Origin of the sequence: Pseudomonas sp. B8(2017) (genome assembly GCF_002113575.1) — a bacterium.
Taxonomy (GTDB): Bacteria; Pseudomonadota; Gammaproteobacteria; order Pseudomonadales; family Pseudomonadaceae; genus Aquipseudomonas; species Aquipseudomonas putida_Z.
The window spans coordinates 36,953-61,291 of the sequence record NZ_NEIO01000009.1 but is presented as its reverse complement, the minus strand read 5'-3'; the positions used below and the strand labels follow the sequence as shown (position 1 = coordinate 61,291).

Annotated in this window: 21 protein-coding genes, 2 tRNA genes and 2 riboswitches; of the genes, 15 read left to right on the top strand and 8 right to left on the bottom strand. The window is 61.9% G+C overall.

The window, feature by feature from the left end:
* Positions 1–92 precede the first annotated feature (92 nt).
* A riboswitch (cobalamin riboswitch) is annotated at positions 93–291 on the bottom strand.
* 28 nt (positions 292–319) lie between these two features.
* The 3 genes from CAG22_RS15060 to nhaR all read right to left on the bottom strand — a co-directional run bounded on the left by CAG22_RS15060 (position 320) and on the right by nhaR (position 5,061).
* Positions 320–1,486 carry a DUF1624 domain-containing protein gene (locus CAG22_RS15060; protein WP_085692105.1) on the bottom strand — a complete coding sequence of 389 codons (1,167 nt, stop codon included), beginning with the start codon at positions 1,484–1,486 and terminating at the stop codon, positions 320–322.
* A gap of 203 nt (positions 1,487–1,689) precedes the next feature.
* Complete coding sequence (locus CAG22_RS15050; protein ID WP_085705696.1) at positions 1,690–3,816, bottom strand: TonB-dependent siderophore receptor; 2,127 nt, start codon at positions 3,814–3,816, stop codon at positions 1,690–1,692.
* 108 nt (positions 3,817–3,924) lie between these two features.
* A riboswitch (cobalamin riboswitch) is annotated at positions 3,925–4,133 on the bottom strand.
* Positions 4,134–4,167: 34 nt separating this feature from the next.
* Positions 4,168–5,061: a transcriptional activator NhaR gene (gene nhaR, locus CAG22_RS15045; protein ID WP_085705695.1), complete on the bottom strand. Its 894-nt coding sequence runs from the start codon at positions 5,059–5,061 to the stop codon at positions 4,168–4,170.
* Positions 5,062–5,195: 134 nt separating this feature from the next.
* Between nhaR and CAG22_RS15040 the strand changes: the two genes are divergently transcribed.
* A complete protein-coding gene (locus tag CAG22_RS15040) occupies positions 5,196–5,435 on the top strand; it encodes a hypothetical protein (protein ID WP_025338519.1) in 240 nt (79 codons plus the stop codon).
* Between the two features lie 29 nt (positions 5,436–5,464).
* Entirely contained in the window at positions 5,465–6,217 is a 753-nt protein-coding gene (locus CAG22_RS15035; protein ID WP_003260907.1) for a TerC family protein, read from the top strand.
* A 132-nt stretch (positions 6,218–6,349) separates the two neighbouring features.
* Here the strand turns inward: CAG22_RS15035 and CAG22_RS28520 are convergent, their stop codons facing one another.
* A complete protein-coding gene (locus tag CAG22_RS28520) occupies positions 6,350–6,526 on the bottom strand; it encodes a hypothetical protein (RefSeq protein ID WP_170929309.1) in 177 nt (58 codons plus the stop codon).
* A gap of 165 nt (positions 6,527–6,691) precedes the next feature.
* On the opposite strand from CAG22_RS28520, the gene CAG22_RS15030 reads away from it, so the two are divergent.
* Positions 6,692–7,426 carry a peptidase C39 family protein gene (locus CAG22_RS15030; protein WP_025338520.1) on the top strand — a complete coding sequence of 245 codons (735 nt, stop codon included), beginning with the start codon at positions 6,692–6,694 and terminating at the stop codon, positions 7,424–7,426.
* A gap of 111 nt (positions 7,427–7,537) precedes the next feature.
* Here CAG22_RS15030 and CAG22_RS15025 read toward each other — a convergent pair whose 3' ends face one another.
* Positions 7,538–8,821 carry an FAD-binding oxidoreductase gene (locus CAG22_RS15025; RefSeq protein WP_025338521.1) on the bottom strand — a complete coding sequence of 428 codons (1,284 nt, stop codon included), beginning with the start codon at positions 8,819–8,821 and terminating at the stop codon, positions 7,538–7,540.
* 203 nt (positions 8,822–9,024) lie between these two features.
* Between CAG22_RS15025 and CAG22_RS15020 the strand changes: the two genes are divergently transcribed.
* The 7 genes from CAG22_RS15020 (at position 9,025) to CAG22_RS14990 (ending at position 14,946) form a co-directional block, all read left to right on the top strand.
* Positions 9,025–9,101 (top strand) — tRNA-Val (locus CAG22_RS15020).
* A gap of 202 nt (positions 9,102–9,303) precedes the next feature.
* Positions 9,304–9,380: transfer RNA gene (locus CAG22_RS15015), tRNA-Val, on the top strand.
* 168 nt (positions 9,381–9,548) lie between these two features.
* Complete coding sequence (locus CAG22_RS15010) at positions 9,549–10,919, top strand: oligosaccharide flippase family protein (RefSeq protein ID WP_085692102.1); 1,371 nt, start codon at positions 9,549–9,551, stop codon at positions 10,917–10,919.
* A gap of 356 nt (positions 10,920–11,275) precedes the next feature.
* Positions 11,276–12,418, top strand: coding sequence for a hypothetical protein (locus CAG22_RS15005; RefSeq protein WP_085705694.1), 1,143 nt, complete (start codon positions 11,276–11,278; stop codon positions 12,416–12,418).
* 33 nt (positions 12,419–12,451) lie between these two features.
* On the top strand, positions 12,452–13,567 hold the full coding sequence (locus CAG22_RS15000) for a glycosyltransferase 61 family protein (RefSeq protein WP_085692100.1): 1,116 nt from the start codon (positions 12,452–12,454) through the stop codon (positions 13,565–13,567).
* 126 nt (positions 13,568–13,693) lie between these two features.
* Positions 13,694–14,263, top strand: coding sequence for an SPOR domain-containing protein (locus tag CAG22_RS14995; protein WP_025338525.1), 570 nt, complete (start codon positions 13,694–13,696; stop codon positions 14,261–14,263).
* Between the two features lie 257 nt (positions 14,264–14,520).
* Positions 14,521–14,946: an HD domain-containing protein gene (locus CAG22_RS14990; RefSeq protein WP_085592275.1), complete on the top strand. Its 426-nt coding sequence runs from the start codon at positions 14,521–14,523 to the stop codon at positions 14,944–14,946.
* 14 nt (positions 14,947–14,960) lie between these two features.
* Here the strand turns inward: CAG22_RS14990 and CAG22_RS14985 are convergent, their stop codons facing one another.
* Positions 14,961–15,203: a DUF1654 domain-containing protein gene (locus CAG22_RS14985; protein ID WP_075044724.1), complete on the bottom strand. Its 243-nt coding sequence runs from the start codon at positions 15,201–15,203 to the stop codon at positions 14,961–14,963.
* Between the two features lie 84 nt (positions 15,204–15,287).
* Positions 15,288–16,205, bottom strand: coding sequence for a LysR substrate-binding domain-containing protein (locus CAG22_RS14980; RefSeq protein ID WP_085692099.1), 918 nt, complete (start codon positions 16,203–16,205; stop codon positions 15,288–15,290).
* Between the two features lie 226 nt (positions 16,206–16,431).
* On the opposite strand from CAG22_RS14980, the gene CAG22_RS14975 reads away from it, so the two are divergent.
* The 5 genes from CAG22_RS14975 (at position 16,432) to CAG22_RS14945 (ending at position 23,097) form a co-directional block, all read left to right on the top strand.
* Positions 16,432–17,718 carry a dicarboxylate/amino acid:cation symporter gene (locus CAG22_RS14975; RefSeq protein ID WP_025338528.1) on the top strand — a complete coding sequence of 429 codons (1,287 nt, stop codon included), beginning with the start codon at positions 16,432–16,434 and terminating at the stop codon, positions 17,716–17,718.
* Between the two features lie 11 nt (positions 17,719–17,729).
* Complete coding sequence (locus tag CAG22_RS14970; RefSeq protein ID WP_085705693.1) at positions 17,730–19,202, top strand: aspartate/glutamate racemase family protein; 1,473 nt, start codon at positions 17,730–17,732, stop codon at positions 19,200–19,202.
* A gap of 458 nt (positions 19,203–19,660) precedes the next feature.
* Positions 19,661–21,043: an FAD-binding oxidoreductase gene (locus tag CAG22_RS14960; RefSeq protein WP_085705691.1), complete on the top strand. Its 1,383-nt coding sequence runs from the start codon at positions 19,661–19,663 to the stop codon at positions 21,041–21,043.
* Positions 21,044–21,057: 14 nt separating this feature from the next.
* Positions 21,058–21,408, top strand: coding sequence for a cupin domain-containing protein (locus CAG22_RS14955; protein WP_085705690.1), 351 nt, complete (start codon positions 21,058–21,060; stop codon positions 21,406–21,408).
* Positions 21,409–21,585: 177 nt separating this feature from the next.
* On the top strand, positions 21,586–23,097 hold the full coding sequence (locus CAG22_RS14945; protein ID WP_085592283.1) for a CoA-acylating methylmalonate-semialdehyde dehydrogenase: 1,512 nt from the start codon (positions 21,586–21,588) through the stop codon (positions 23,095–23,097).
* A 74-nt stretch (positions 23,098–23,171) separates the two neighbouring features.
* On the opposite strand, the gene CAG22_RS14940 is transcribed toward CAG22_RS14945, so the two are convergent.
* On the bottom strand, positions 23,172–24,260 hold the full coding sequence (locus tag CAG22_RS14940; RefSeq protein ID WP_075044731.1) for an asparaginase: 1,089 nt from the start codon (positions 24,258–24,260) through the stop codon (positions 23,172–23,174).
* Positions 24,261–24,339 lie beyond the last annotated feature (79 nt).

The following is a 24,339-nucleotide window of genomic DNA, read 5'->3' as shown; positions in this document are numbered from 1 at the left end:
GGACAGTTCGGGTGAGGAACGCACGGACAGGCATCGCCGAGCCCCCGCTGGCGGCAGGGGCAACACTGATGGCCAATCCCGGACACCCCGCCGGTTGGTGAATGTAGGCCGGCAGGTCTCCTGACTGGTGCGTCATGGCCTGGCTCCGGCCTTCCCGGGTTCGTGGCCCAGTGGCATCGATGGAGCAGGCTCGGCACCTACAGTTGCGGGGGCAGTTCCGTTTGGCCCGAATTGGCGGGCCTGGGATTCCCTATTGATTCCGTGGTGGAAACCGGCGGCCGGCATGGTAGACCATCGTGCCGCCGGGTGAAAACGCTTTTCAGAAGTACTTCAGCCAGGTGATGTCGCGCCGCCGCGCCTTCAGGCGAGCGAACCAGCGCACCGGCAGGTACAGCGAAACCGCCAGCAGCACTGCCCCCAGCCACACCGCGGCGATGCCGTCGAAGCCGAAGTAGTCGCCATGGTTGCGGCCGAACAGCGCCACGCTGGCCAGGTACAGCAGCTTCAGCACATACAGGTGCAGCAGGTAGAAGAACATCGGTGCCGCGCCGAACACCGCCAGGGCACTGATCCAGCGGGCCTGGCCGGCGCGTTCGAAGGCGCGCAGCAACAGCAGGCCACAGCCCAGGGTCAGGGCCAGGAACAGCAGCGAGGGCGGGTACTTGGTGATGTTGAAGAAGCTCATCAGGGTTTGCGTGACGGTCGGGTAAGCGCTCCACGGCGCCTCGCCGTAGCCGTTGACCAGGCGCAACACGACAAAGCCCAGCAGCGCGATCAGCCCGGCCAGCAGCAGGCGATGCTGGCGTTGGCCGGCCGCGCTGCCACGGGCGAACCACGGGCCCAGGCCGTAGCCCAGGGCGATGACACCGATCCACGGCAGCACCGGGTAGGAGGTGCGCAGGCGCAGGTTTTCGGAGAACTCCAGCCAACCCCGGTCATGCAGGATCGCCCATGGCACATGCAGGGCGGATTCGGCGCCGAAGTGCAGGCCGTCGAGCAGGTTGTGGCCGGCGATGATGATTGCGCCCAGGGTGATCAGGGCGGCACGTGGCAGCCAGATCAGCAGCGACAGGGCGATCATGCTCACGCCGATGGCCCAGATCACCTGCAGGTAGATGACGCTGGGCGGCAGCTGGAAGGTCCAGGCGAAGTTGACCAGGGTGAATTCCAGCACCACCAGGAACAGCCCGCGCTTGAACAGGAACGCCGAGACATCGCCGCGGCCCTGGTGTTTCTCGCCGTACAGCCAGGCCGACAGGCCGGTCAGCATGACGAACACCGGCGCGCACAGGTGGGCCAGGGTGCGGCTGAAGAACAGCGAAGGCTCGGTGGTATCGATCGCCATCGGGTCGCTCACCTGGCGGTGCAGGAAGAAGGTTTCGCGGACATGGTCCAGGAGCATGAACAGGATCACCAGGCCGCGCAGGGCATCGATGCTCTGCAGGCGCTGGTTGAGCAGGGTGGGGGTGGCGCTGGCGCTTGTCATGGGAGGTCGCTGATAGGAATGGATGTCAACTGAAACGTTATCTTATAACTAAATGATGGTGAGTTGGTAACTGTTTTTGTGGGACCTGTACCGGCCCTTTCGCGGGCTTGCCCGCTCCCACAGGAATTTCACCCACTCTGAAATCTGTGCAGTACCTGTGGGAGCGGGCAAGCCCGCGAAGAGGCCGGTGCAGGCAGTGCAGGTCAGAAGCTGTAATCCACCGTCGCAAAGTACGACCGTGGCATCCCCATCAGCCACTGCTGGCCACTGAACGCCGACTGCACATACTCACGGTCGAACAGGTTGTTCAACTGCAACCCCAGCCGCACATCCGGCAACACCTGCCAGCCGATGTCGGCATCGACCACGGTGTAGCCGGGGGCGCTCTGGGTGTTGGCGGTATTGGCATATCGTTCGTCCACATAGCGCGCGCCAATGCCGGCCTCCAGCCGCTGGCCGAAGCCTTTGCTCAGCCACAGGTTGGCGGTACGCCGCGGGACATTGGTCGGGCGATTGCCCGCACGGTCCTGCGCCACGCCGCCGACCATTTCGTCGAAGTCGTCATACCTGGCGCGCACGATCGCCGCGTTGGCCGACACCTGCCACTGGTGCGCCAGCGCCAGTTCCAGGGTTGCCTCCAGGCCGTCGGACGTCTGCTGGCCAGCCTGCTGCTTCTCGTGGGTGACCGGGTCATCCACCAGCAACTTCTTCTTGACGATGTGGTAGGCCGCCAATGTCCATTCGCCACGCCCGTCCCAGAAGCGCTGCTTCAGGCCCACCTCGGTCTGCCTGGCCTCGGTCAGGTCGTAGTGCATCTGGTTGGCGCTGAGGCTGATGAGATTGTCGACCCCGTCCTCGCTGGTGGAGTACTGGCCATACAGCGACAGGTCGTCGCTGACCGCAAACACCAGCCCGGCACGCCAGTTGCCCCCTTGCAGGCTGCGGTCGCTGCGGCTGTCGGTGGTCAGTTTCTCCTGGACGATGTGGTTCCGGTCGCGGCGCACGCCGGTGACCAGGGACAGGCGATCGCTCAACTGCAGGCGGTTTTCGGCGAACAGGGCAAAGGTGTGGGTGGTGGACAGCGTTTGCGGGCGCAGCGGCGAGGCGCTGTGGAACCAACCCGGTTGTGGCTGCCAAGGGTCGACGTAGTCACCGCCCACATCGTTGTAGGGCGCGTTGCTGTCGACGTTGAAGCGGACCTTGTTGTACTCGGCGCCGACCACGGTCTTGCTGGCCAGGCCAAACAGCGTGTGGTCGAGGGTGAAGGCCTGGCGATCGCCGAACTGTTCCTGGTTGTGCTTGATCTGCAGGTAGCTGCCGCGCAGCAGCTGCTGGCGCCCGGCATCCCAGCTGTACTCCTCGGCATTGCGCCAGTGACGGCGGCTCTTGATGTAGTACAGCTGGTTGCTGGCGCTGAGGTGGTCGCTCAACGTCCAGTCGGTGTTCAGGCGGGTCCATTCATCGACGTAGTGCTGCACATCGTCCTGCACGTTGTAGTTCTTCTTGCGCAGGCTGCTGCGGTAGTGGCCGTCGATCAGCGGGGTGCCGTAGTAGTTGGCAGGCTGCGCATCGCCGCGGTCGTGGGCGAGGGTGAAGCTGAGGTCGTCGCTGGCATCGAAGCGCAGCGCGGCGCTCAGCGCCAGGCTGCGTGACGGGGTGCGGTCGACCCAGCCGTTACCGGTTTGCTGGTTCAGGGCCAGGCGGTAGCTCAGGCGCTCGCCGAGGCTGCCGCCGCTGTCCAGGCCGAGCTGCTGGCGGTCCCACGAACCGTAGCCCAGGCGCAGGTGGTTGCGTACCTCGCCGGCAAACGGCTTTTTCGGGACCACGTTGACCACCGCACCGGTGGCGCCTTCGCCATACAGCACCGAGGCCGGGCCGCGAATCACATCGATGCGCTCGACCATCCACGGGTCGACCGGGAACGTTTGGGTGCCGGCACCGGTGTACAGGCGTGCGCCGTCGAACAGGGTCATTACCGAGTTGTGCCCGGTAAAGCCGCGGGCGGACAGGCCCGTGCCGCCGTCGCCCGGGGAGCCGATGTAGCTGATGCCCGGTGAGCGGGTCACCGCGTCCTGCACGGTGAGGTTGTTGCGCTGCTGGATCTGCTCGGCGCTGATGCTGCTGGTGCTGGCCGGTGTCTCCAGGGCGCTGAGGCCCAGGCGCGAGCCCGCCTGGGTCGGGGTGGCCAGGTCGATGGCGTGGCTGTCGAGCGTGTCGGTGATGGCCGTGGAAGGCAGGGCCAATGGTTGTCGCTCGAGGTCATCGGCCAGGGCCGGCAGGGAAACGGCCAGGCAGGCCGCCAAGGGGTGAAGCTTGAAGATACGGGACATGTCGTTCCACTACTGCAGGAATGAATGGATCCCGGTGGAAAACACGCAAAGGCGCACCGTGCACGCAGGCGCGCGCACGGATACCGGCCTGCGCCCGCCCACCGCGGGTTGCCAAGTGAAGCTCCAGGCCGGTCTCCGGGCTTGCGAGGGGCATGAAACCTTCACCTTCCCATGCATGTGCACAGTGGTATCTCGAAGGGTTCGCTCGCTTACCGTTGCGGGGGCAGCGCCGGACTTGTCGTGGGCAACACGACGCACCGGCTTCCCGTTTCACCCTGCGCGCGGCGGCGCAGGGCACCTGAAACTGGCGGGCATATGACCATTGAAACGCGGGGGCGTCAAATCTGCCTGCTACCAATGAAACAACTCTCGTCGCGCCCCCTCGGTAATCGCCACGATCCCCGGGTGCTTGACCTTGCGCTCCACCGAAATGGCATAGAACGACTCGTGCACCGCCTCGGTCTGCCCGATCAGCTCCACGCCGTACTGGCGGCACACTTCTTCGGCGATCACGCTGGGCGCGACGAAGATGCCGCTGCCCGACTGCCCGAACGCCTGCATCAAGGCACTGTCATCGAACTCGCCCACGATCCGTGGCTGCACCTGCTGTTCACCCAGCCAGCGCAGCAGGCGGCTGCGTACCACGGTTTCCTGCCCGGGGATAAGCAATGGCGCATCCTGCAGGCAGACGGGGAAGGGGCCTTCCAGGCGTTGTGCCAGCGCCGGGGTGGCGAAGAAGCTCAACCCACACTCGCCCAGTTTCTGGCTATAGCCCTTGATGTCCAGGTGGCTGGGCATGGGGCTGTCGGAAATCACCAGGTCCAGGCGCTGGATCGCCAGGTCGGCCAGCAGCCGTTCGAGCTTGTCTTCGCGGCAGTTGATACGCAGCACGTCGTCCAGCTCCATGGTCGGTGCCAGCAGGCGGTAGACGATGGACTTGGGCACCACGTCCGCCACGCCCACGCGGAACAGGATCTGCTCCTGCGGGCCGGCCCGCAGCATGGCCTCCAGCTCGTTACCCAGCTGGAACATCTGCTCGGCATAGATCAGCGTCTGGCGCCCTGTTTCGGTCAGTTCCAGCTGGCGCCCCACGCGCTGGAACAACTCCAGGCCGTAGGTCTGTTCCAGCAGGCTGATCTGCCCGCTGATGGTTTGCGGGGTCAGGTTCAACTGTTCGCTGGCGCGGGCGATGCTGCCGGTCTTGGCCACGGCCCAGAAGTAGTGCAACTGCCGATAGTTGAGCATCGGAATGTTTCCGGAATCGTAAAAACCGAAGTATAACCGCTGAAAATACGAATTTTCCGGATGTGTTGCGCTCTTTAGAATGCGACCCCATCAGGCGCCGTGTGCGCCGCCGGAACATGAAAAGCGAGGAACCCATGCTGCAACTCAAATCCATCGGCACGCCGCTGGTGCTGGCCTTGGCCCTGTTCACCCTGGCCGGTTGCGAGCAGGCCGAGAAATCCGCCCAGCAGATGCTCGACCAGGCCGCACAGTCGGCCAAGCAGGCCATCGACGACACCAACAAGGCCGCACAGCAGGCGTTGAGCGAGGCCATCGGCAGCGAAGGGCACAAGCCCAAGGACGCCGACAAGAAAGAAGACACCCAGGAAATCTGACCCCCAACCGCTGCTGCAGGATTTGAACAATGGAATACTTGCTGGAACTCGTCGCTAGCCCTACCGCCTGGGTTGCCCTGGCTACGCTGGTGGCCATGGAAGTCGTGCTGGGCATCGACAACCTGATCTTCATCTCCATCCTGACCAACAAGCTGCCGGTGGAGTACCGCTCCAAGGCGCGCCGTATCGGTATCAGCATGGCCTTGGTCATGCGCCTGGCCTTGCTCAGCACGGTGGCCTGGATCGTCCAGCTGACCGACCCGGTGTTCGAAGTGTTCGGCAATGCCTTCTCCTGGAAGGACGTGATCCTGATTGCCGGTGGCCTGTTCCTGCTGTGGAAGGCGACCAAGGAAATCCACGAGAACGTCGACCCGCACGGGGCCAAGGAAGAAGCCAAGGTGTCGTCGACGGTTACCCTGGGCTTTGCCGCGGCGATCTTCCAGATCCTGTTGCTGGACATCGTCTTCTCGGTCGACAGCATCATCACCGCCGTGGGCATGACCGAGCACCTGCCGATCATGATCATTGCCGTTATCACTGCCGTGATCGTCATGATGGTGGCCGCCGACCCGTTGGCCAACTTCATCAACGACAACCCGACCGTGGTGATGCTGGCCCTGGGCTTCCTGATCATGATCGGCATGACGCTGATCGCCGAAGGTTTCGGCGCCCATGTACCGAAGGGTTATGTGTACGCAGCCATGGCCTTCTCGACGGCGATCGAGATCCTCAACATCCTGGCCCGTCGGGCGCGGTTGAAGCGCGAAGCGGCTGAAGGTTGATGCAAGAAAAGCGGGGCGCTTGCGCCCCGTTCGCGGGCTTGCCCGCTCCCACAGGTGCCGCGTCAGCCGGATAGCTACGTGGTCCCTGTGGGAGCGGGCAAGCCCACGAAGGGGAGTAGGGAAAATCTGTAGTCAGTGCACCCCGGCATGCCGCCGCGCCCGGCGCACAGGCTGTGGCTTGGCGGGGGCTTGCGGTGGCAGGTGGTAGTGGGAATGACGCCGCACGATACGCAGTACACCCCATAGCATGGCGGCTGCAACGCTCAGCCACATGCCCACCAGCATGAGGATTGCCATGGTCAGGCTCATCTGTGCCTCCATCTCTACGGGCCACGCTCGGTCGCCGACGCTGGCCTTCCAGACACTGCTTTAGTCTAGTCTCTCGCCTGTGACGTTCCATTGACCAAAGGTCTATTGCTTGGTCCGATTTGCTCCTAACCGGTGTCGGACTATACCCGCGCCGCTGTCCGACCTATGATCGGTGGCCAGAGCCGGGCGCTGCCTGCCCGGCGTTGGAGCAAGCGAGTGTCCATGCAGCAACCTTCCTTCAAGACCATCCCTCGTCGGCTGCTGGCGGCCTGCCTGGTAGCGGCCAGCCTGGCCGGTTGTGCCAGCGCACCCTCCGCCAACCTCAAGGGTCTGCCGCAGCGGGTCGAGATCAGCAGCGTGCCGTTCTACCGTGGCAACGCCAACCACAGCGGGGCCATGGCATTGGCGGCGGTGCTGTCGCAACAGGGGGCTCCGATCACGCCGGGGCTGCTGGACAAGCCGCTGAACCTGCCCCAGGGCGCCGAGGCGCTGGACACCGGCATCCCCCGGGTGGCGCGCGACTACGGCATGGTGGTGTATCCGCTGGACAAGCAGCTGGACGCGCTGTTGACCCAGGTGGCGGCGGGCAACCCGGTGCTGCTGCGTTACGAGGATGGTTCGGCCTGGTGGAGCGAGCCACGCTATGCCGTGCTGATCGGCTACGACCGCTACAAGCAGCGGGTGCTGTTGCGTTCAGGCATGCACCGGCGGCAGCTGATGGCGTTCGATGACTTTGCCTCGGCGTGGGCGAAGCTTGGGAGTTGGGCGGTGCTGGTGCAGCCACCGCGGCAACTGCCGGCCCAGGTGGACCGCCAGCGCTGGTTGCAGGCTGCGGATGAACTGGCGCGGGCGGGGCAGGAGATTGCGGCGAAGCAGGCCGTGAGTAGCCTGAACAAATAGCTGTATCTGTACCGGCCCTTTCGCGGGCACGCCCGCTCCCACAGGGGCCGTGCAACCAGCACAAATCCTGTGGGAGCGGGTTTACCCGCGAAGAGGCCAGCCCTGCCTACATCAGAAGCCCAGGCGATCGCGCAGGCTGTAGTACCAGGCACCAATGGCGCTGAACGGCACGCGCAGCATCTGGCCACCCGGGAACGGGTAGTGCGGCAGGCCGGCGAAGGCGTCGAAGCGCTCGGCCTGGCCGCGCATGGCCTCGGCCAGCACCTTGCCCGCCAGGTGGGTGTAGGTCACGCCGTGACCCGAGCAGCCCTGGGAGTAGTAGATGTTGTCGCCGATACGGCCAACCTGCGGCAGGCGCGACAGGGTCAGCAGGAAGTTGCCGGTCCAGGCGTAGTCGATCTTCACGTTCTGCAGCTGCGGGAAGGCCTTGAGCATCTTCGGACGGATGATCGCCTCGATGTTGGCCGGGTCACGCGCGCCGTACACCACGCCACCACCGAAGATCAGGCGCTTGTCGCTGGTCAGGCGGTAGTAGTCGAGCAGGTAGTTGCAGTCCTCGACGCAGTAGTCCTGCGGCAGCAGGGTGCGCGCCAGTTCGTCGCCCAGCGGCTCGGTGGTGATCACCTGGGTGCCGCATGGCATGGACTTGCTGGCCAGTTCCGGCACCAGGTTGCCCAGGTAGGCGTTGCCGGCGACGATGATGAACTTGGCGCGGACCTTGCCCTGCGGGGTATGCACCACCGGGTTGGCGCCACGCTCGATGCGTACGGCCGGGGTTTGTTCATAGATGATGCCGCCCAGCGACTCGACCGCGGCGGCTTCGCCCAGGGCCAGGTTCAGCGGGTGGATGTGGCCGCCGCTCATGTCCAGCATGCCGCCCACATAGTTGTCGCAGGCGACCACTTCGCGGATGCGCTTCTGGTCCATCAGCTCCAGCTGGTTGTGACCGAAGCGTTCCCACAGGCGCTTTTGCGACTCCAGGTGACCCATCTGCTTGCTGGTGAGGGCAGCGAACACGCCACCGTCCTTCAGGTCGCACTGGATGTTGTACTTGGCCACGCGCTCACGAATGATGCGCCCGCCTTCGAAGGCCATCTGGCCCAGCAGCTGGGCCTGCTTGGGGCCGACGGTGCGTTCGATGACGTCGATGTCGCGGCTGTAGCTGTTGACGATCTGGCCACCGTTGCGGCCCGATGCGCCGAAGCCGACCTTGGCCGCTTCGACGATGCTCACCTTGAAGCCGTTCTCCAGCAGGAACAGGGCGCTGGACAGGCCGGTGTAGCCGGCGCCGATGATGCACACATCGGTTTCCACCTCACCCTGCAGCGCCGGACGTGGCGGCACCGGGTTGGCCGAGGCGGCGTAGTAGGACTGGGGGTAGGGGGTGTTAGCCATGCTGCAGGAACCTCGTGTTTTATATTTTTAACGAATGTACCGATGGTATCAATAATAATAAACACCCGCTAGTCGTCCGTTGAAAATCCTTTACTCGGTCCCCGTCAGCGCGCCTTTCTATAAAGAGTTTAAGATTCAGTAGGTTAGCGCGAAAAAAAATGTTGACAGGGTTTTTGGAATGGGTAGAATGCGCACCACACGACAGGCACATAGCTCAGTTGGTTAGAGCACCACCTTGACATGGTGGGGGTCGTTGGTTCGAGTCCAATTGTGCCTACCAAATCGAAGAAGGGGTGATCCGAAAGGGTCACCCCTTTTTTCATTGTGATTTTATGCGGCCAGGGGCTGGTGCGCAGCCCATCCGACCAGTGTCGTGCTCCGGCAAGGCGGCCCCATGTGTAGAAAACTCGAAAGTTTTTGATTTTTCTCAAAAAAACGCTTTACAGGTACGCATTCGATCACTAATATGCGCACCACACGACAGGCACATAGCTCAGTTGGTTAGAGCACCACCTTGACATGGTGGGGGTCGTTGGTTCGAGTCCAATTGTGCCTACCAAACAAAAGTCCCGGTTTCCGGGCATCAAAAGGGCGACCCCAAGGGGTCGCCCTTTTGTTTTTGTCGTGCCCAACGGAGGGCGATTTCACGCGCTGCAGTCTCGTCGGATAACCGCATAGCGAATTGCGACTATAGTGAGTCTCTAGCGATGGGGTCAGAGATGCGGCTATGCCTTCGATTGATGTGTCGCTTCCGTTGAGCCTGCGCAAACGAGCCATGTTGGCCAGTGCGTTGAACCTTCTCGCTGTCTTTGCTTCCCAGGTCATGCGGCTGGGCGGCAATCTGGTTATCACCCGCTTGCTCGTGCCGGAAATGTTCGGCGTGATGGCCATTGCCACCACTGTTGCAGTGGTGCTGCAACTGCTTTCCGATGTTGGACTGCGGCCGAACGTCATTCAGAGCTCGCGCGGCGACGAACCGCTGTTTCTCGATACCGTGTGGACGGTGCAAGTCATCCGTGGGTTTGTGCTGTTCCTTCTGACGTTGCTATTGGCCCTGGGGGCAAAATTCACGCAGTACATCGAACTGTGGCCGGCCCATTCCACCTACGCCGCTCCAGAGCTACCGATGGTGTTGGCGTTGTCTGGGTTCGCCGCGATCATCTATGGCTTCCAGTCGCCCAAGGTCGATGTGGCCATCCGTGTCTTCCAGCAGAAGAAGGTAGTGATCGCCGAACTGATTGCACAGTTTGTCGGTTTGATCGTGATGCTCGTGGCAGGCTATCTCACCCGCTCCATCTGGTCATTGGTGGCGGCGGGGCTGCTGAGCACACTGGTTTTCACCGTACTCAGTCACCTGGTCTTCCAGGGGCCGCGCAACCGCCTGCGATGGGACCCCGCCGCGCTGCGCGAGGTGTTCGATTACGGGCGCTGGATCTTGTTGTCATCCTCCGTAGGGGTGCTGGCGATGCAGGGTGACCGGATCTGGTTCGGCGGAAGTATGTCGGTCGCGGAACTAGGGGTCTATTCCATCGCTGTCGCCATCCTCGGGGCCATTCAGTCGGTGTTGCTGCGGCTGGCGGGGGCAGTCGCCTTGCCGGCCTTCAGTGAGGCAACGAGAAGTGGCGACAAAGAGCGGGTGCGCAGCCTTTACTACCGTTCCAGGGTGCTGTTCGATCTGACCTCGCTGTTCGCTTGCGGTTTTTTGCTGACTGCCAGCCCGCTGTTGATCAGTTGGCTGTACGACGACCGTTATGTCGGCGCCGGCAATACCATGGCCATTCTCTCGCTCTCTCTTTTCACCTTGCGCTTCACACTGGCACACCAGCTCTGGTTGGCCCTGGGGCTGACCAAATACGTGGCGATGGACAACATCATCCGGGTCGTTTCGCTGTTTATCCTGCTGCCGGTCCTCATGGCCATCGGTGGCGTGAGCTATGCCATCTGGGGTGTGGCGCTGCATACCTTCTTCACGCTTTTCCTGATTTTTCCTGTCAACCGCAAACTGGGACTGCTGGACCTCAAGCGCGAGGTTGTAGTCCTGCCTGCCCTGCTGATCGGCGTCTTTTTCGGTGAAATGATAACCAGCCTGTTCACCTGATTGGGCCGTGAAGGCGCAGGCCGGTGGGCGTGTGGTCGGTAGACACATGTGCCGCGAAAGGTTCCAGCGCCTGGGAGGGGAGGCTGCATCAGGCGGCCTCTGAGACCGCATGGTCAGGTATGCCGTTGTTATCTTTCGCCATATCCACAAGTAGAAAAAATGGCGCCATAAAACATACTGTTTTCACTGGCTAATCATTGAATAATCAATGATTAAGCGTGTCTTGACAGATCTTTTTCGCAGATCTTTAATCTTTTGGTATCTGGCAGCCTGAGGCGTTTAATTGCCAAAGGTTATTGCGTGTTTATTTGGCAGCGTTTATTACCTGTTAACTGGATGAGCTCCAAGGGCATGAAATGAGAAAGCACATACGAAAGCTCATAACGCCGTCGATGCGCTTCGAAATAAGAAAGTTCTTGGCTTGGGCCCAGGATATAATGGGGCGCGCGTGTTTGTGGCGCTGGGAGATTACCAGGTTTCAGCTGCAGACAAGTAACGACTACGAAGTCTTATATGTGGGTCGAAAGAGCCGCAAGGAAATGGCCAAGCTGCTCATCGGCGGTAAACCCGAGGCCGACACCAAGTCCGGCGATGGCACGCAACAGCCTGGCGCCGCGTCCCATAGGGTGTTGATCAGCGAGATGCCCAGTGCAGGTGCCCTGTACGTGCCCCATTATCTGAGTGCCATCATCCCCTTGGGGCGTCCGCTGGAAGAGATCGTCGCCCGCTACGACGGTGAACTGCGCCGCAACATCCGCAAGTGTCGGCCACTGTACCGCATGCAGCAGGTGCTGACGGACGAGGAGATTGGCAAGGCCGACCGGGAAATGTTGCAGCCTTATGCCCAGGCGCGGCATGGCCTGTATGCCAAACAGTTCGATTCCCAGGATGTGTTGCGCATCGCCAAGACCGTTGGCCGGCTCGACCTCGTGATGAAAGGCGACGAGGTTGTAGCCTGTCATTTCGGTTGTGTAATAACCCGGGCCGGCAAGCGCTATTGGAGCACGCTTCGCTTTGGCTACCCGGAGGCCGTCTTCAACGACCCAAAACGACTGCGCGAGGTCAACTCGATCACTACCTTCATGGCCCTGGAATGGGCCATCGAGCAGGGTTTCGATTATTACGATATCGGCCAATGTCTGGCACGTCCGGACGATGGGCTTTTGAAATGGAAGCGCCGGCGCGGCGGTGATGTGGATACCTTGGGCAACCAGGCTTACATGTTCGTCCGGCTGCCGAAGACCGGCATCGCCAAGTTTCTCTGGGAATTCCCGTTATTTGCCGTCGAGAACAGCAGGCTCACACTGCATCTGGGTTTGCCGGATGGGCCAAGTGACGACGAAGTTGTCGACCGCTATCGTGAAATGGTCTTCGGTGGATTATTCAAGATATACATTTACTGTGCGAAAGCGCCTGGCGAACTGCTGCTGGAGAACTTGCGTGATCGATATGCTCACTTCCAGTCCCCTCCCATTCTGGAAAAAGTAGTGTGCAACTGAGCGTGAAAGAGAGCCTTTCAATGAGAGCGCTGCATGATGAACGACATTTCGGATGTAGACACGAAGGGATCCGACCATAAAAGCTGGAGCTTGGCCGCATACAAGTACCTCGCAAGAAAGCGGCTGGTACGAAAGCCGTCGGAGAACCTGAAGAACCTTGCGGTCAGGACCTGGGATATCGCCCCGGTCGAGGTCACCCCAGCGCCTCCCGCTTTCTTTCTGCCGAATCAGTTGGAGCGAGTGACCGGCTGGGAAGCGAAACGTTTCTTTCCTTTCGAGCATCCGCGGCGGACCATGGAGGGGCTGGGCAGCGTCGCACAGGCCCCTACCAAGGGCTATCTGATCAAGGACGTCATTCTGATCGATGGCGCACTCTACAAGAACAATGCCAGCTTCTGGCTGTCTGACCGGCCCAACGGGTTGCCGCGAATCGTCGTGGAGCAAGAGATCGAGCGTGGGGCCGCTTATTGTTCACGTTACGGCAACCGTTGGTTTGGAACGTGGCTGGCCGAGGATTGCGTCACATATGCTTTGGCCCGTAACGAAGGCGTGCCGGTCACCACGGCACCCTCCGGCAGGTTCCCGCTTTTTTCCCAGGCTGCGCAGTACGAAGAATGGCTTGGCATGCATCCGCTTCGGCTGCACACGGCCTTTTTTCGAGAGTTGGTGCTGTTCGATGACTTCAGCCACAACACAAACCAGTCCGAGCGATACCGCGCCATGGGCCAAAAGTTGTTGTCGCGGGTAAATTACCAGTCCCACCCGGGGGTTTTCATCTTGCGGGGCGGTGATGGGGATCCGCGCCTGCTGCACAACGAACTGGAGATCGCCGAACATCTGCAAAAACATCGCGGCTTTCGCATCCTTGCCCCTTTGAAGTGCGACCTGGCAACCATCGTGGAAACCTGTGCCGGGGCGAGGGTAGTGGTGGGCGTCGAAGGCAGCCAGCTCATCCACGGTATGAATGTGCTGTCGCCCGGCGCTTCGGTGCTGACGCTGCAGCCACCTGATCGCTTTGTCTGCTTCTACAAGTACCTGACTGATCGCGATCAACAGCATTTCGGCTTTGTGGTCGGGATACCTGATGGCAGCGGCTTCCGCATCGACCTTGATGAGCTCGAACGGACCTTGGATCTGCTGCCGTCATGACGAGGCATGGCATGCCATGACTGCCTGGGGTGCATGGCCACTGGTTGCACGGTGTAACGTATGGTCGCGGTCCTTGCCCGGGGAGGGCGTGCTAGAATCCGCGCCTTCGAATCTGGAGGTACACGCGTGCGCAAACTGGCTGTGGTAATGGCAGTGCTCGCCCTGGCGGGCTGTGAGAACGAGGTCGAAGGCGTGCACAAACAGGTGGCCGAACACCTGCACAACCCCAAGACCGCCAAGTTCGGCAACGTGCGGATCGACACCCAGGGCACCATCTGCGGCCAGGTCCGCGGCAAGGATGATGCCGGGCAGTATGAAGCCTACCGCAGCTACGTGGCGATCAAGCGCGATGGCCAATACGAAATCATCGTCGACGACAGCGGCAACAACCTGCGCATCCGCGAGATGTGTGGCGGCGCCGAGCTGCAGCGTCGCGCCGAGGCCCTGGCTGGCCAGCCGGCCCCGCAAGGCTGGGATGTGGAAGTGATCCAGGGCGCTAACATGGGCGCGCTCAGCGACATGACCGCGCGCCTGATCGAAAAGGGCATCCCATCCTCGGTGGAGTACCGCGACGGCAAGCCGGTGGTGCTGATGGGGCCGTTCCCCAGCCGTGAGGAAGCCGAAGCACGCAAGGCCGAGGTGATGGCCAAGCTGGGTACCGATTCGGTGGTGATCCAGCACGGCGCAGCGCGCTAAACCCGGTTTCTGCAGGCGCGGCCTTTTGTGGGAGCGGCCTTGTGTCGCGAAAGGGCTGCGCAGCGGCCCCAGAATCTTGAACCCTGCACAGATTGCCGGGGCCGCTATGCGGCCCTTTCGCGACACAAGGCCGCTCCCACACGGCTTCCACAAGGCCGCTTGTGCAAGGTCGGCGCGGCACAGTCAAACGCGCGCTAGACATTGTCCGCACAGTTTTGGCTATGCTTGGCAGGAAGAAGCCGAACGGGGAGGGCCTCATGTCTACACTGGAGCGGGCCATTGCCGTGGCCGCCAGGGCGCATGAAGGGCAATACGACAAGGGTGGGGCTGCTTATATCCTCCACCCGCTACGCGTGATGATGCGGGTTTCCACAACCGAACAACGGATTGTCGCGGTGCTTCACGATGTGATCGAAGACACCCCGCTGACCCTGTCCGACCTGGCGCGCGAGGGTTTCGCGCTGAAAATCCTTGCCGCCTTGCTGGCGCTCAGCCGCCGTGAGGGCGAGGCCTACCAGGACTTCGTGGTGCGCCTGGGCGGTGACCCGCTGGCGCGCACCGTCAAGCTGGCCGACCTGGCCGACAACAGCGACCTTTCGCGCATCCCCTGCCCAGGCCCCACCGACCTGGAGCGGCTGGCGCGTTACCGCGAAGCCAGCGCCTACCTGCAGGCGTTGGCCTGAGGTTGAATACGCGGTCAGTCTTCCTTCGGCACAGTCCAGAAAATCTGCACACCGCCATCGTCGCGGTGGGCGAGGGTGACGTTATCGTTTTCGGCGATTTCCTCGAGCAGGGTTTCCCAGTCTTCCGGGGCTTCCTGTTCCAGGCGAAAGATCAGCGCCGCGCGGCTGCGCTGGGCAGTGGGGCTGTTGATGATCTTCTGGATGCGCATACCCAGTTGTTCATAGCTGCTCGGGGTGGCGGAGGCGGTGCTGGACACAAGTGTTTCCTTGTTTTTGCTGTATGCACATACAGTATTTCACTGTAAGTAATTTCGCAACAGCTTGTCAGGCGAAAACTGTGCTCAAGCCTTGGCCGATCCGTGCGCAGCGTTATCCAGGGTATTCCACAGGCTTCTCATTGTAGGGTTCTGATTCAACAGCGAGCAGTACGAGCGGATCTCCAGGCGCGTGCTCCATTCGGCGCCTCCAGCCTGTACGAGCAACCCTCTTTCCAGCTCGTCATTCACCGCACTGTGGGGCAGCCAGGCTACCCCATAGCCCTCGACAGCCATGCGAACCAGCAGCATCGCCATATCGGCCTCATAGCAGCGTTCCAGAGGGGCGACTTCAGGTGCGTTGCGAATGACGACGTCTGCCACCTTCCCCAGGAATGTCGTGGCCGTGTACGCCAGGTGCGGAATAGGCTTCTTGCCTGCGCAAAGCCGGAACATCGGCTTGCCCTGCGCGTCGGGCGCACACACGGGGATGAATGCATCATGGCCGAGCGCCAGGCTACCGAAGCGCTCAGGGTCCAGGGAGATGGGGGTGAGCGGATGATGGTAGACAATCATCAGGTCGCAGCTGCCTTCTTCAAGGGCGATGACGGCGTCATTGATGTTGGCCGCCACTACCCGGGCATTGAAGCGCTCGTTCTGCTGCTGGAACTGGCTGAGCCATTTCGGCAGGAACGTCATGGACAGGCTGTGGGCTGCCGTGATCTGGATCGAGCGCCCAGGCATCCGTTTCACATCCCTCAGGTCGGCGCGCAATGCCATCAATGCGGCGAGCGCCTGGCGGGCTTCAGCGCAGAAGGTCTGGCCGGCGGGCGTGAGCTGTACCGGGTAGGTGGCACGATCAACCAGTTCGACACCCACCCACTCTTCGAGCGAGCGGATTCTCCTGGAGAGCGCGGACTGTGTAACGCATCGCACCTCGGCGGCGCGAGAAAAATTCTTCCACTCGGCGATCGCCAAGAGGTCGTCCAGCCACTTGATTTGCATCGCTGATCTCCTTCGCCAGGCGCTCAGTGTAAGCGTGTTCGCACAAGCCTCGACAGCGATGCCTATAAACTATTCCGAAAACGCATAGGGTCAGCCCTATTACTCATCAACTTGTTTTTTCGCGGCGATAAACTTGTCTCCAGCACTCACCTAGCGAGTTGCTGTTCCTGTCTTTATTCCAATCCTGCCAAGTAGAAGAAATAGAAAATAACTTGAGGAAAACATCGTGAAAAACAATAAGCTTCCGCGCCGAATTGCGATAGGTATCGCCTTGGGCGTAGTCGTCGGCTGGGCATGTCATCATTTCGCAGGCAGCGAACAGGACGCCAGGCAGATAGCAGCCTACTTCTCCATGGTGACGGACATCTTTCTGCGTCTGATCAAAATGATCATTGCGCCGCTGGTGTTCGCCACACTTGTCGGCGGGATCGCAAGCATGGGCAATTCACGTTCGGTCGGCCGCATCGGCTTTCGTGCCATGGCCTGGTTCGTCTGCGCTTCGGCCATTTCACTGGCGATCGGCATGGCGCTGGTCAACCTGTTCGAACCAGGCGCTGGCATCAACTTGCAGGTCGCGCAGCACGCTGATGCCGTTACAGCCCCGGTGAATACGGGGGACTTCAGCCTCAAGGTATTTATCAGTCATGTATTCCCTCGCAGTATTGCCGAGGCCATGGCTAATAATGAAATACTTCAAATTGTGGTCTTCTCTTTGTTCTTCGGCTTCGCTCTGGCTGGCGTCAACCGAGCTGGCCATACAAAGATTGTGGACTGCATCGATGAACTTGCGAAAGTGATGTTTCGCATCACTGACTATGTCATGGCATTTGCACCGATCGGGGTTTTTGCAGCGATCGCTTCGGCAATCACTACTCAAGGCCTGGGGCTGCTGGTCGACTATGGCAAGCTCATTGTCGAGTTCTACCTGGGCATCCTGCTGCTGTGGGCAGTGCTGTTCGGTGCGGGTTACTTGTGCCTGGGCAAGTCTGTTTTCACGCTCGGCAAACTGATTCGCGAGCCTGTGCTGCTGGCGTTCTCCACGGCCAGCAGCGAGGCGGCCTACCCGAAAACGATGGAAGCGCTCGAGAAGTTCGGTGCGCCGAAACGCGTGTCCAGCTTCGTCCTGCCGTTGGGCTACTCGTTCAACCTCGACGGTTCGATGATGTACCAGGCGTTCGCCATCATGTTCATCGCCCAGGCATACAACATCGACCTCAGTTTCACCCAGCAGGTGTTGATCCTTTTGACACTGATGATTACCAGCAAGGGCATGGCGGGCGTGGCGCGGGCGTCGGTGGTGGTGGTCGCTGCGACCTTGCCGATGTTCAACCTGCCTGAGGCTGGCCTGCTGTTGATCATCGGTATCGATCAGTTCCTCGACATGGCGCGTACCGCTACCAACGTCGTGGGCAACAGCATTGCCACGGCGGTGATCGCCAGATCAGAGCCACAGACCGAGCCGGAAGCGGCAAGCGGGGCGTCCACCCTCGACCGCCCGGTATCGGCCGCCTGAGGAGTTTGCTCATGAAGTCGAAGAAGGCAGCAGGTCCACAAGCTTTTGCCCACACGATCGGGATTGTCGGCGGGCTTGGTTCGCTCGCGGGGGGCGACCTTTTCTACAAGCTTGTGAAGTCGCGGGCGGTGCTGGAGGACCAGGGGCGTTTTCATTTCCTGCTCGAGCAACATCCCTTCAAGGATGTGCTGCTGCCTCTGGACGCAAGCGCAAGCATGACCTCGCGAAAGTTCTACGTTTTCGAGGTGTGCAGGTCATTCGAAGCGAGCGGTGTGGATGCGATCATGCTGCCTTGCTTTGCCAGCCAGACGTTCCGCGCACAGATCCAGGAAGAGCTGGGGATTCCGGTACTGGACATGATGGAAGCCTTGGTGCGACACATCCGTCAGGTCGCGGAGCCAGGCAGTACACTCGGTGTGCTTGCTTCGGATTATGTGCGCCATTCCGGGCTCTTCGAACAAGCGTTGGGCCGCCAGTACGATGTGGTGTACCCCGACGCGCAAGCGCAGGTCGCGCTGATGGAGGCCATGTATGGCGTCAACGGCATCAAGGATGGGCACCTGGATGGCATGCCTCTGGAGTCCGTGTACCAGGCATGCCTGTCAGTGCAGGCACAGGGTGCCACCTTGGTCGTGCCGGGTATGACCGAGCTTTCGCTGGTGTGCGCCGACCTGCAGCGCCGTGGCATTGCCGCACTGGATATCAATGAGCTCTACGCCACGTTTGCGACCCAAGGCTCAAGTGCGCCCCGTGAACTGCCTTTCAAGCTGGGTATCGTGGGTGGTGTCGGCCCTGCAGCGACGGTGGATTTCATGGGCAAGGTGGTTGCCGGTACGCCTGCGGGCCGGGATCAGGACCATATCAAGATGGTGGTCGAGCAGAACCCGCAAATTCCGGACCGCACGGCCAGCCTGCTGAATGATGAAACCGACCCGACGATGGCCATGTACGCGACCTGCAAGCGCCTGGAAAGCGCCGGTGCCAACGCAATTGCAATCCCGTGCAATACCGCTCACGCGTTTGTTGAACGCATCCAGGAGCACCTGCGCGTGCCAATCGTCAACATGCTCACCGAGACGATCGACTGGATAAGGCAAACATACGGCCGCGACAAGACGGTCGGCCTGCTGGCGACGTCAGGCACCGTCGCCAGCCAGGTCTATCACCAGGCAGCGAGCCGCGCCGGGCTTGAGATTGTTGTGCCGGCGCCGGATTACCAGAAGCTGGTCATGGAGGCCATTTACGGTGAGCGGGGCATCAAGGCTGGTTTCACTGAAGGACTGTGTCGGGACCAGTTGTTGATTGCGGCCGAGCATCTCTCGGAAGTGGGGGCGACGGTGCTGATTCTGGGCTGTACGGAACTGCCGCTGGTGCTCAGCCACTGTGATGCTTATGAACTGAGTGGCAGGACGGTTGCCCTGGTGGACCCCACGATGATTTTGGCACGCAGATGTGTCGCGTTGGCTGGGGGGGCAGGTAGTTAACAGCATTCTCATACGTTGCACGTTCCCTGTGGGAGCGGGTTTCACCCGCGAATGGGCCGGTGCCGGGTGTCTGGCGGGTACCTGGGCTTTGTTGAAATCAAGCTGCAGCCGTGATTGAGCTCGAGGGCCTCTTCGCGGGTGAACCCGCTCCCACAGGTTCAGCGCCAACTCGAAGCCCGCGCCGTCTCTGTGGGAGCGGGCGCGCCCGCGAAGCAGGCGACGCGGTGGATGGCACCGGCTTTGCCGGTGTTCGCGGGCATGCCCGCTCCCACAGGTACCGCGCAACTGCAAATGCTGATGATCGTTCATACATTTGTATGGCTGATGGCTCCGTCTATTGAAAATGGTCGATACCACCCCCCGCCAACCCCGCATAACCTCAGGCCAACACGCACTGGTCAGTACTGACTAAACGAAGCCTCTACACCAGTCGCAAACGCCAACGGGAAGCCACCAGCATGTCAGCGAAATCCGATTTGTCCCTGTTACCCAACAAACCGCTATGGTTTGCCCCGAGCGCGCCACGGGCCCGGCTGGACGGCGTGGCCGATGCCGATGTGGTGATCGTCGGTGCCGGGTACACGGGGTTGTGGACCGCCTACTACCTGCTCAAGAGCGACCCGTCGCTGCACGTGGTACTGCTGGAAAAGAACGCCGTCGGCTTCGGCGCATCGGGCCGTAACGGCGGTTGGGCCTCGGCGATCTTCCCGATTTCCCTGCACCGGGTGGAGCAACTGTATTCCCACCATGCGGCCTTGCACCTGCAGGCTGCGATGAACGCAACGGTCGACGAGATCGGCCGGGTGCTGGCGCTGGAAGGGGTCGATGCCGACTATGCCAAGCAGGGCTTCCTCTCCCTGGCCCGCAGCGCCCCGCAGATGGCGCGGGCGCGTGCGGCCGTGGAATCTTCGGCGCGCTTCGGGCTGCCTGGCCAGTGGCAAGTGCTGGAGGCAGCCGAAGCCCAGGCCCGGACCGGCGCCCAAGGCACCCTTGGCGGCCTCTACACCGAACACTGCGCGCTCATCCACCCCGGCAAGCTGGTGCGTGGCCTGGCCAAGCTGGTCGAAAGCCTGGGCGCGACAATTTACGAGCAGTCGGCGGTCACCCAGATGGCCCCGGGCGTGGTGCACACCGAACACGGTTCGGTACGTGCCGGCATGACCGTGCGGGCCACCGAAGCATTCACTTCGCAACAGCCGGGCAAGTCGCGTTTCGTCATCCCGCTGTATTCGCTGGTGCTGGCCACCGAGCCGTTGCCGCGAGAGCTGCTGGCCCGGCTCAACCTCGACCACCGCCTGGCGTTCAACGACATGCGCCACCTGCGCGTATACGGCCAGGTCACTGCCGAAGGCCGGCTGGTGTTCGGTGGCCGGGGCGCGCCCTACAAATGGGGCTCGAGCATGCCCGAGCAGGCCGACCTGGTGGACAGTATCCACGGCAAGATCCACGACACCCTGCTCGAATTCTTCCCGGCCCTGCGCGACGCCCGCATCACCCACCGCTGGGGTGGCGCGCTGGGTGTTTCCCGCGACTGGTGCCCGACCGTCAGCATCGACCGCAACCAGCGCATGGCCTGGGCCGGCAACTACGTCGGTGATGGCGTGGCCACCAGCAACCTGGCCGGGCGCATTCTGCGCAACCTGATTCTCGAGCGTGATGAAGACATCAACACGCTGCCCCTGGTCAACCACCGCTCGCCATCCTGGGAGCCAGAACCGCTGCGCTGGTTCGGCATCAACAGCGGCCTGGCTGCCGCGTCGCTCAGTGATCTGGAAGAGCGCTACACCCACAAACCTTCACGTGCCGCGATGCTGCTGGAAAAGCTCACCGGCGCCCATTGACAAGGAGAAACCCCATGCCTTCGTTCACCATCATCAAGCACGCCGATATCAAGGCACTGCCACTGAACCCTGCCGGTCAGCGTGCCGGCGCCGACCAGGGGGACCCGCAGATCGCCATCAGCAAGCAGGCCCCGGAAGCGGTCGGCAACCTTGGTGTGTGGGAGTGCCAGCCGGGTGGCTGGCCGGTGGTCGACCGCCCTGACACCGAGTTCACCTACATCATCTCCGGCAAGGCGCTGCTCACCGACGACAGCACCCGGGAGGTGGTGGAAGTGACCGGCGGCGACCTGATCATCCTGCCGCCAGGCTGGACCGGCCGCTGGGACGTGCTGGAAACCGTGCGCAAGGTCTATGCCATCTACTGACGCAACACTGGCCCTTTGTACCTTGCTCGGCATTTGAAAGCTGGCGCGATCCCTGTGGGAGCGGGCTTGCCCGCGAACACGGGCGAAGCCCGTGCCATTCACCGCGGTGCCTGATTCGCGGGCACGCCCGCTCCCACAGGGGCAGGCGCTCTACCAATGAATTACGGGAAAAATACAATGACCCAAACCATCATGAACTGGATCTCCGGCGCTCAGGCCGAGACCACCAGCGGCCAGCAACTGCCGGTCTACAACCCGGCCACCGGCGTGGTCACCGGCCAGGTGCAGCTTTCTGCGCAAAAGGACGTTGACGCCGCCGTCGCGTCGGCCAAGGCCGCTTTCCCGGCCTGGAGCAACCTCTCGCCACTGCGCCGTTCGCGGGTGCTGAACAAGTTCCTGGCGTTGCTCAACGAGCACCGCGACGACCTGGCCCGCATGATTACCGCCGAGCACGGCAAGGTGTTCACCGATGCCCAGGGCGAGGTGATGCGCGGCATCGAGATCGTCGAGTTCGCCTGCGGCGCACCGCAGCTGCTGAAAACCGACTTCACCGACCAGGTCAGCACCAACATCGACAACTGGACCCTGCGCCAGCCGCTGGGCGTGGTCACCGGCATCACCCCGTTCAACTTCCCGGTGATGGTGCCGATGTGGATGTTCCCGGTCGCCCTGGCCACCGGCAACACCTTCGTGCTCAAGCCCAGCCCGCTGGACCCGAGCCCGAGCCTGTTCATCGCCGAGCTGTTGAAGCAGGCCGGCCTGCCGGACGGCGTGTTCAACGTGGTGCAGGGCGACAAGGACGCGGTCAACGCGCTGATCGAGCACCCGGATGTGCAGGCGGTGTCGTTCGTCGGCTCCACGCCGATCGCCAACCACATCTACGAAACCGGTGCCCGCCACGGCAAGCGCGTGCAGGCGCTGGGCGGGGCGAAGAACCACCTGGTGGTGATGCCCGACGCCGACATCGATCAGGTGGTCGATGCCCTGATCGGTGCCGCCTATGGCTCGGCTGGCGAGCGTTGCATGGCTATCAGCGTGGCGGTGTTTGTCGGTGACGATACTGCCGAGAAGGTCATGCCCAAGCTGATCGAGCGTACCCGCGAGTTGAAAGTGCTGAACGGTACCAACCTCGAAGCCGAGATGGGCCCGATCGTCACCCGCGCGGCGCTGGAGCGCATCACCGGCTACATCGAGCAAGGCGTGAAGGAGGGCGCGAAGCTGCTGGTCGATGGCCGCAACTTCAACGGCCAGACGGCTGGCGAAGGTTGTGGTGACGGTTTCTGGCTGGGCGGCACGCTGTTCGACAACGTCACCCCGGACATGCGCATCTACAAGGAAGAGATCTTCGGCCCGGTACTGGCCTGCCTGCGGGTGAAGGACTTTGCCGAAGCGGTCGACCTGATCAACGCCCACGAGTTTGGCAATGGCGTGAGCCTGTACACCCGCGACGGCCACATCGCCCGCGAGTTCGGCCGTCGCATTCAGGTGGGCATGGTCGGTATCAACGTGCCGATCCCGGTGCCGATGGCCTGGCATGGCTTTGGTGGCTGGAAGAAGAGCCTGTTCGGTGACATGCATGCCTACGGTGAGGAAGGGGTGCGCTTCTACACCAAACAGAAGAGCATCATGCAGCGCTGGCCGCAGGCGATTGCCAAGGGGGCGGAGTTTGCGATGCCGACCAGCCACTGAGGCCTTCGGCTAGCTGACAGCAAACGGCCCCGCCCACGCAGCGGGGCTGTTTGCATTTCAGGGGGTACTAGTGATCAGTACTCCCAGAAGATCCGCTGCAGCTCCTTGCTGTCCTGGGTCTTGGTCATCGCCACCATCGCCAGGATCCGCGCCTTTTGCGGGTTCAGGTCATGGGCCACGACCCAGTCGTTCTTGTCATCCGGCTGTTCGGCGTTGCGCAGCACGAAACCACCTTGGTTGACGTGCGACGAGCGAATGATCTGCACGCCGTTCTTGCGCAGTTCCTGCAGCGCCGGCACTACCCGCGACGACACCGAACCGTTGCCGGTACCGGCATGGATCAGTGCCTTGGCACCATTCTGCGCCAACGCCTTGTAGGCGGTGTCGGTGACGTTGCCATAGCCATAGGCGATGTCCACCTGCGGCAGGCTGCTGATCTGCTTGATGTCGAACTCGGAGTTGACCGTGTGGCGCTTGGCCGGCAGGCGGAACCAGTAGGACTTGCCTTCCACCACCATGCCCATCGGGCCCCAGGCGCTCTTGAAGGCTTCGGTCTTGATGTTGAGCGCCTTGCTCACATCGCGGCCGGACTGGATCTCGTCATTCATGGTCACCAGCACGCCCTTGCCGCGCGACTGCTTGTCGCTGGCCACAGCCACTGCGTTGTACAGGTTGAGCATGCCGTCGGCGGACATGGCGGTGCCCGGGCGCATCGAACCGACGACCACGATCGGCTTGTCGGTCTTTTCCACCAGGTTGAGGAAGTAGGCGGTTTCTTCCAGGGTGTCGGTGCCGTGGGTGATGACGATACCGTCCACATCCTTGCTTTCGGCAAGTTCGGCAACGCGTTTGCCCAACTTGAGCAGGTCGTCGTTGGAGATGCTCTCAGAGGCGATCTGCATGACCTGCTCGCCGCGCACGTTGGCCACGTTGGCCAGTTCCGGTACGCCGGCGATCAGCTTGTCGACGCCCACCTTGGCGGCCTGGTAGGTGGCGCTGTTGGCGGCGCTGGCGCCAGCACCGGCAATGGTGCCGCCGGTGGCGAGAATGACCACGTTGGCCAGCTTCTGCTGGGTTTCGGCTTCTTTGGCCGAAACGGTGGTTGGCAGCACCAGCAGCAGGGCGAGTGCGCTGGGGGCGAAGGTTTTCAGTGCGGCATTCATCGTTATTGTTCTCTCTCTTCCTAATGAGATGGTTGTTTTGTCGCACAGGGTGCAAGGCAGGTTTCGTACCAGGCATGTG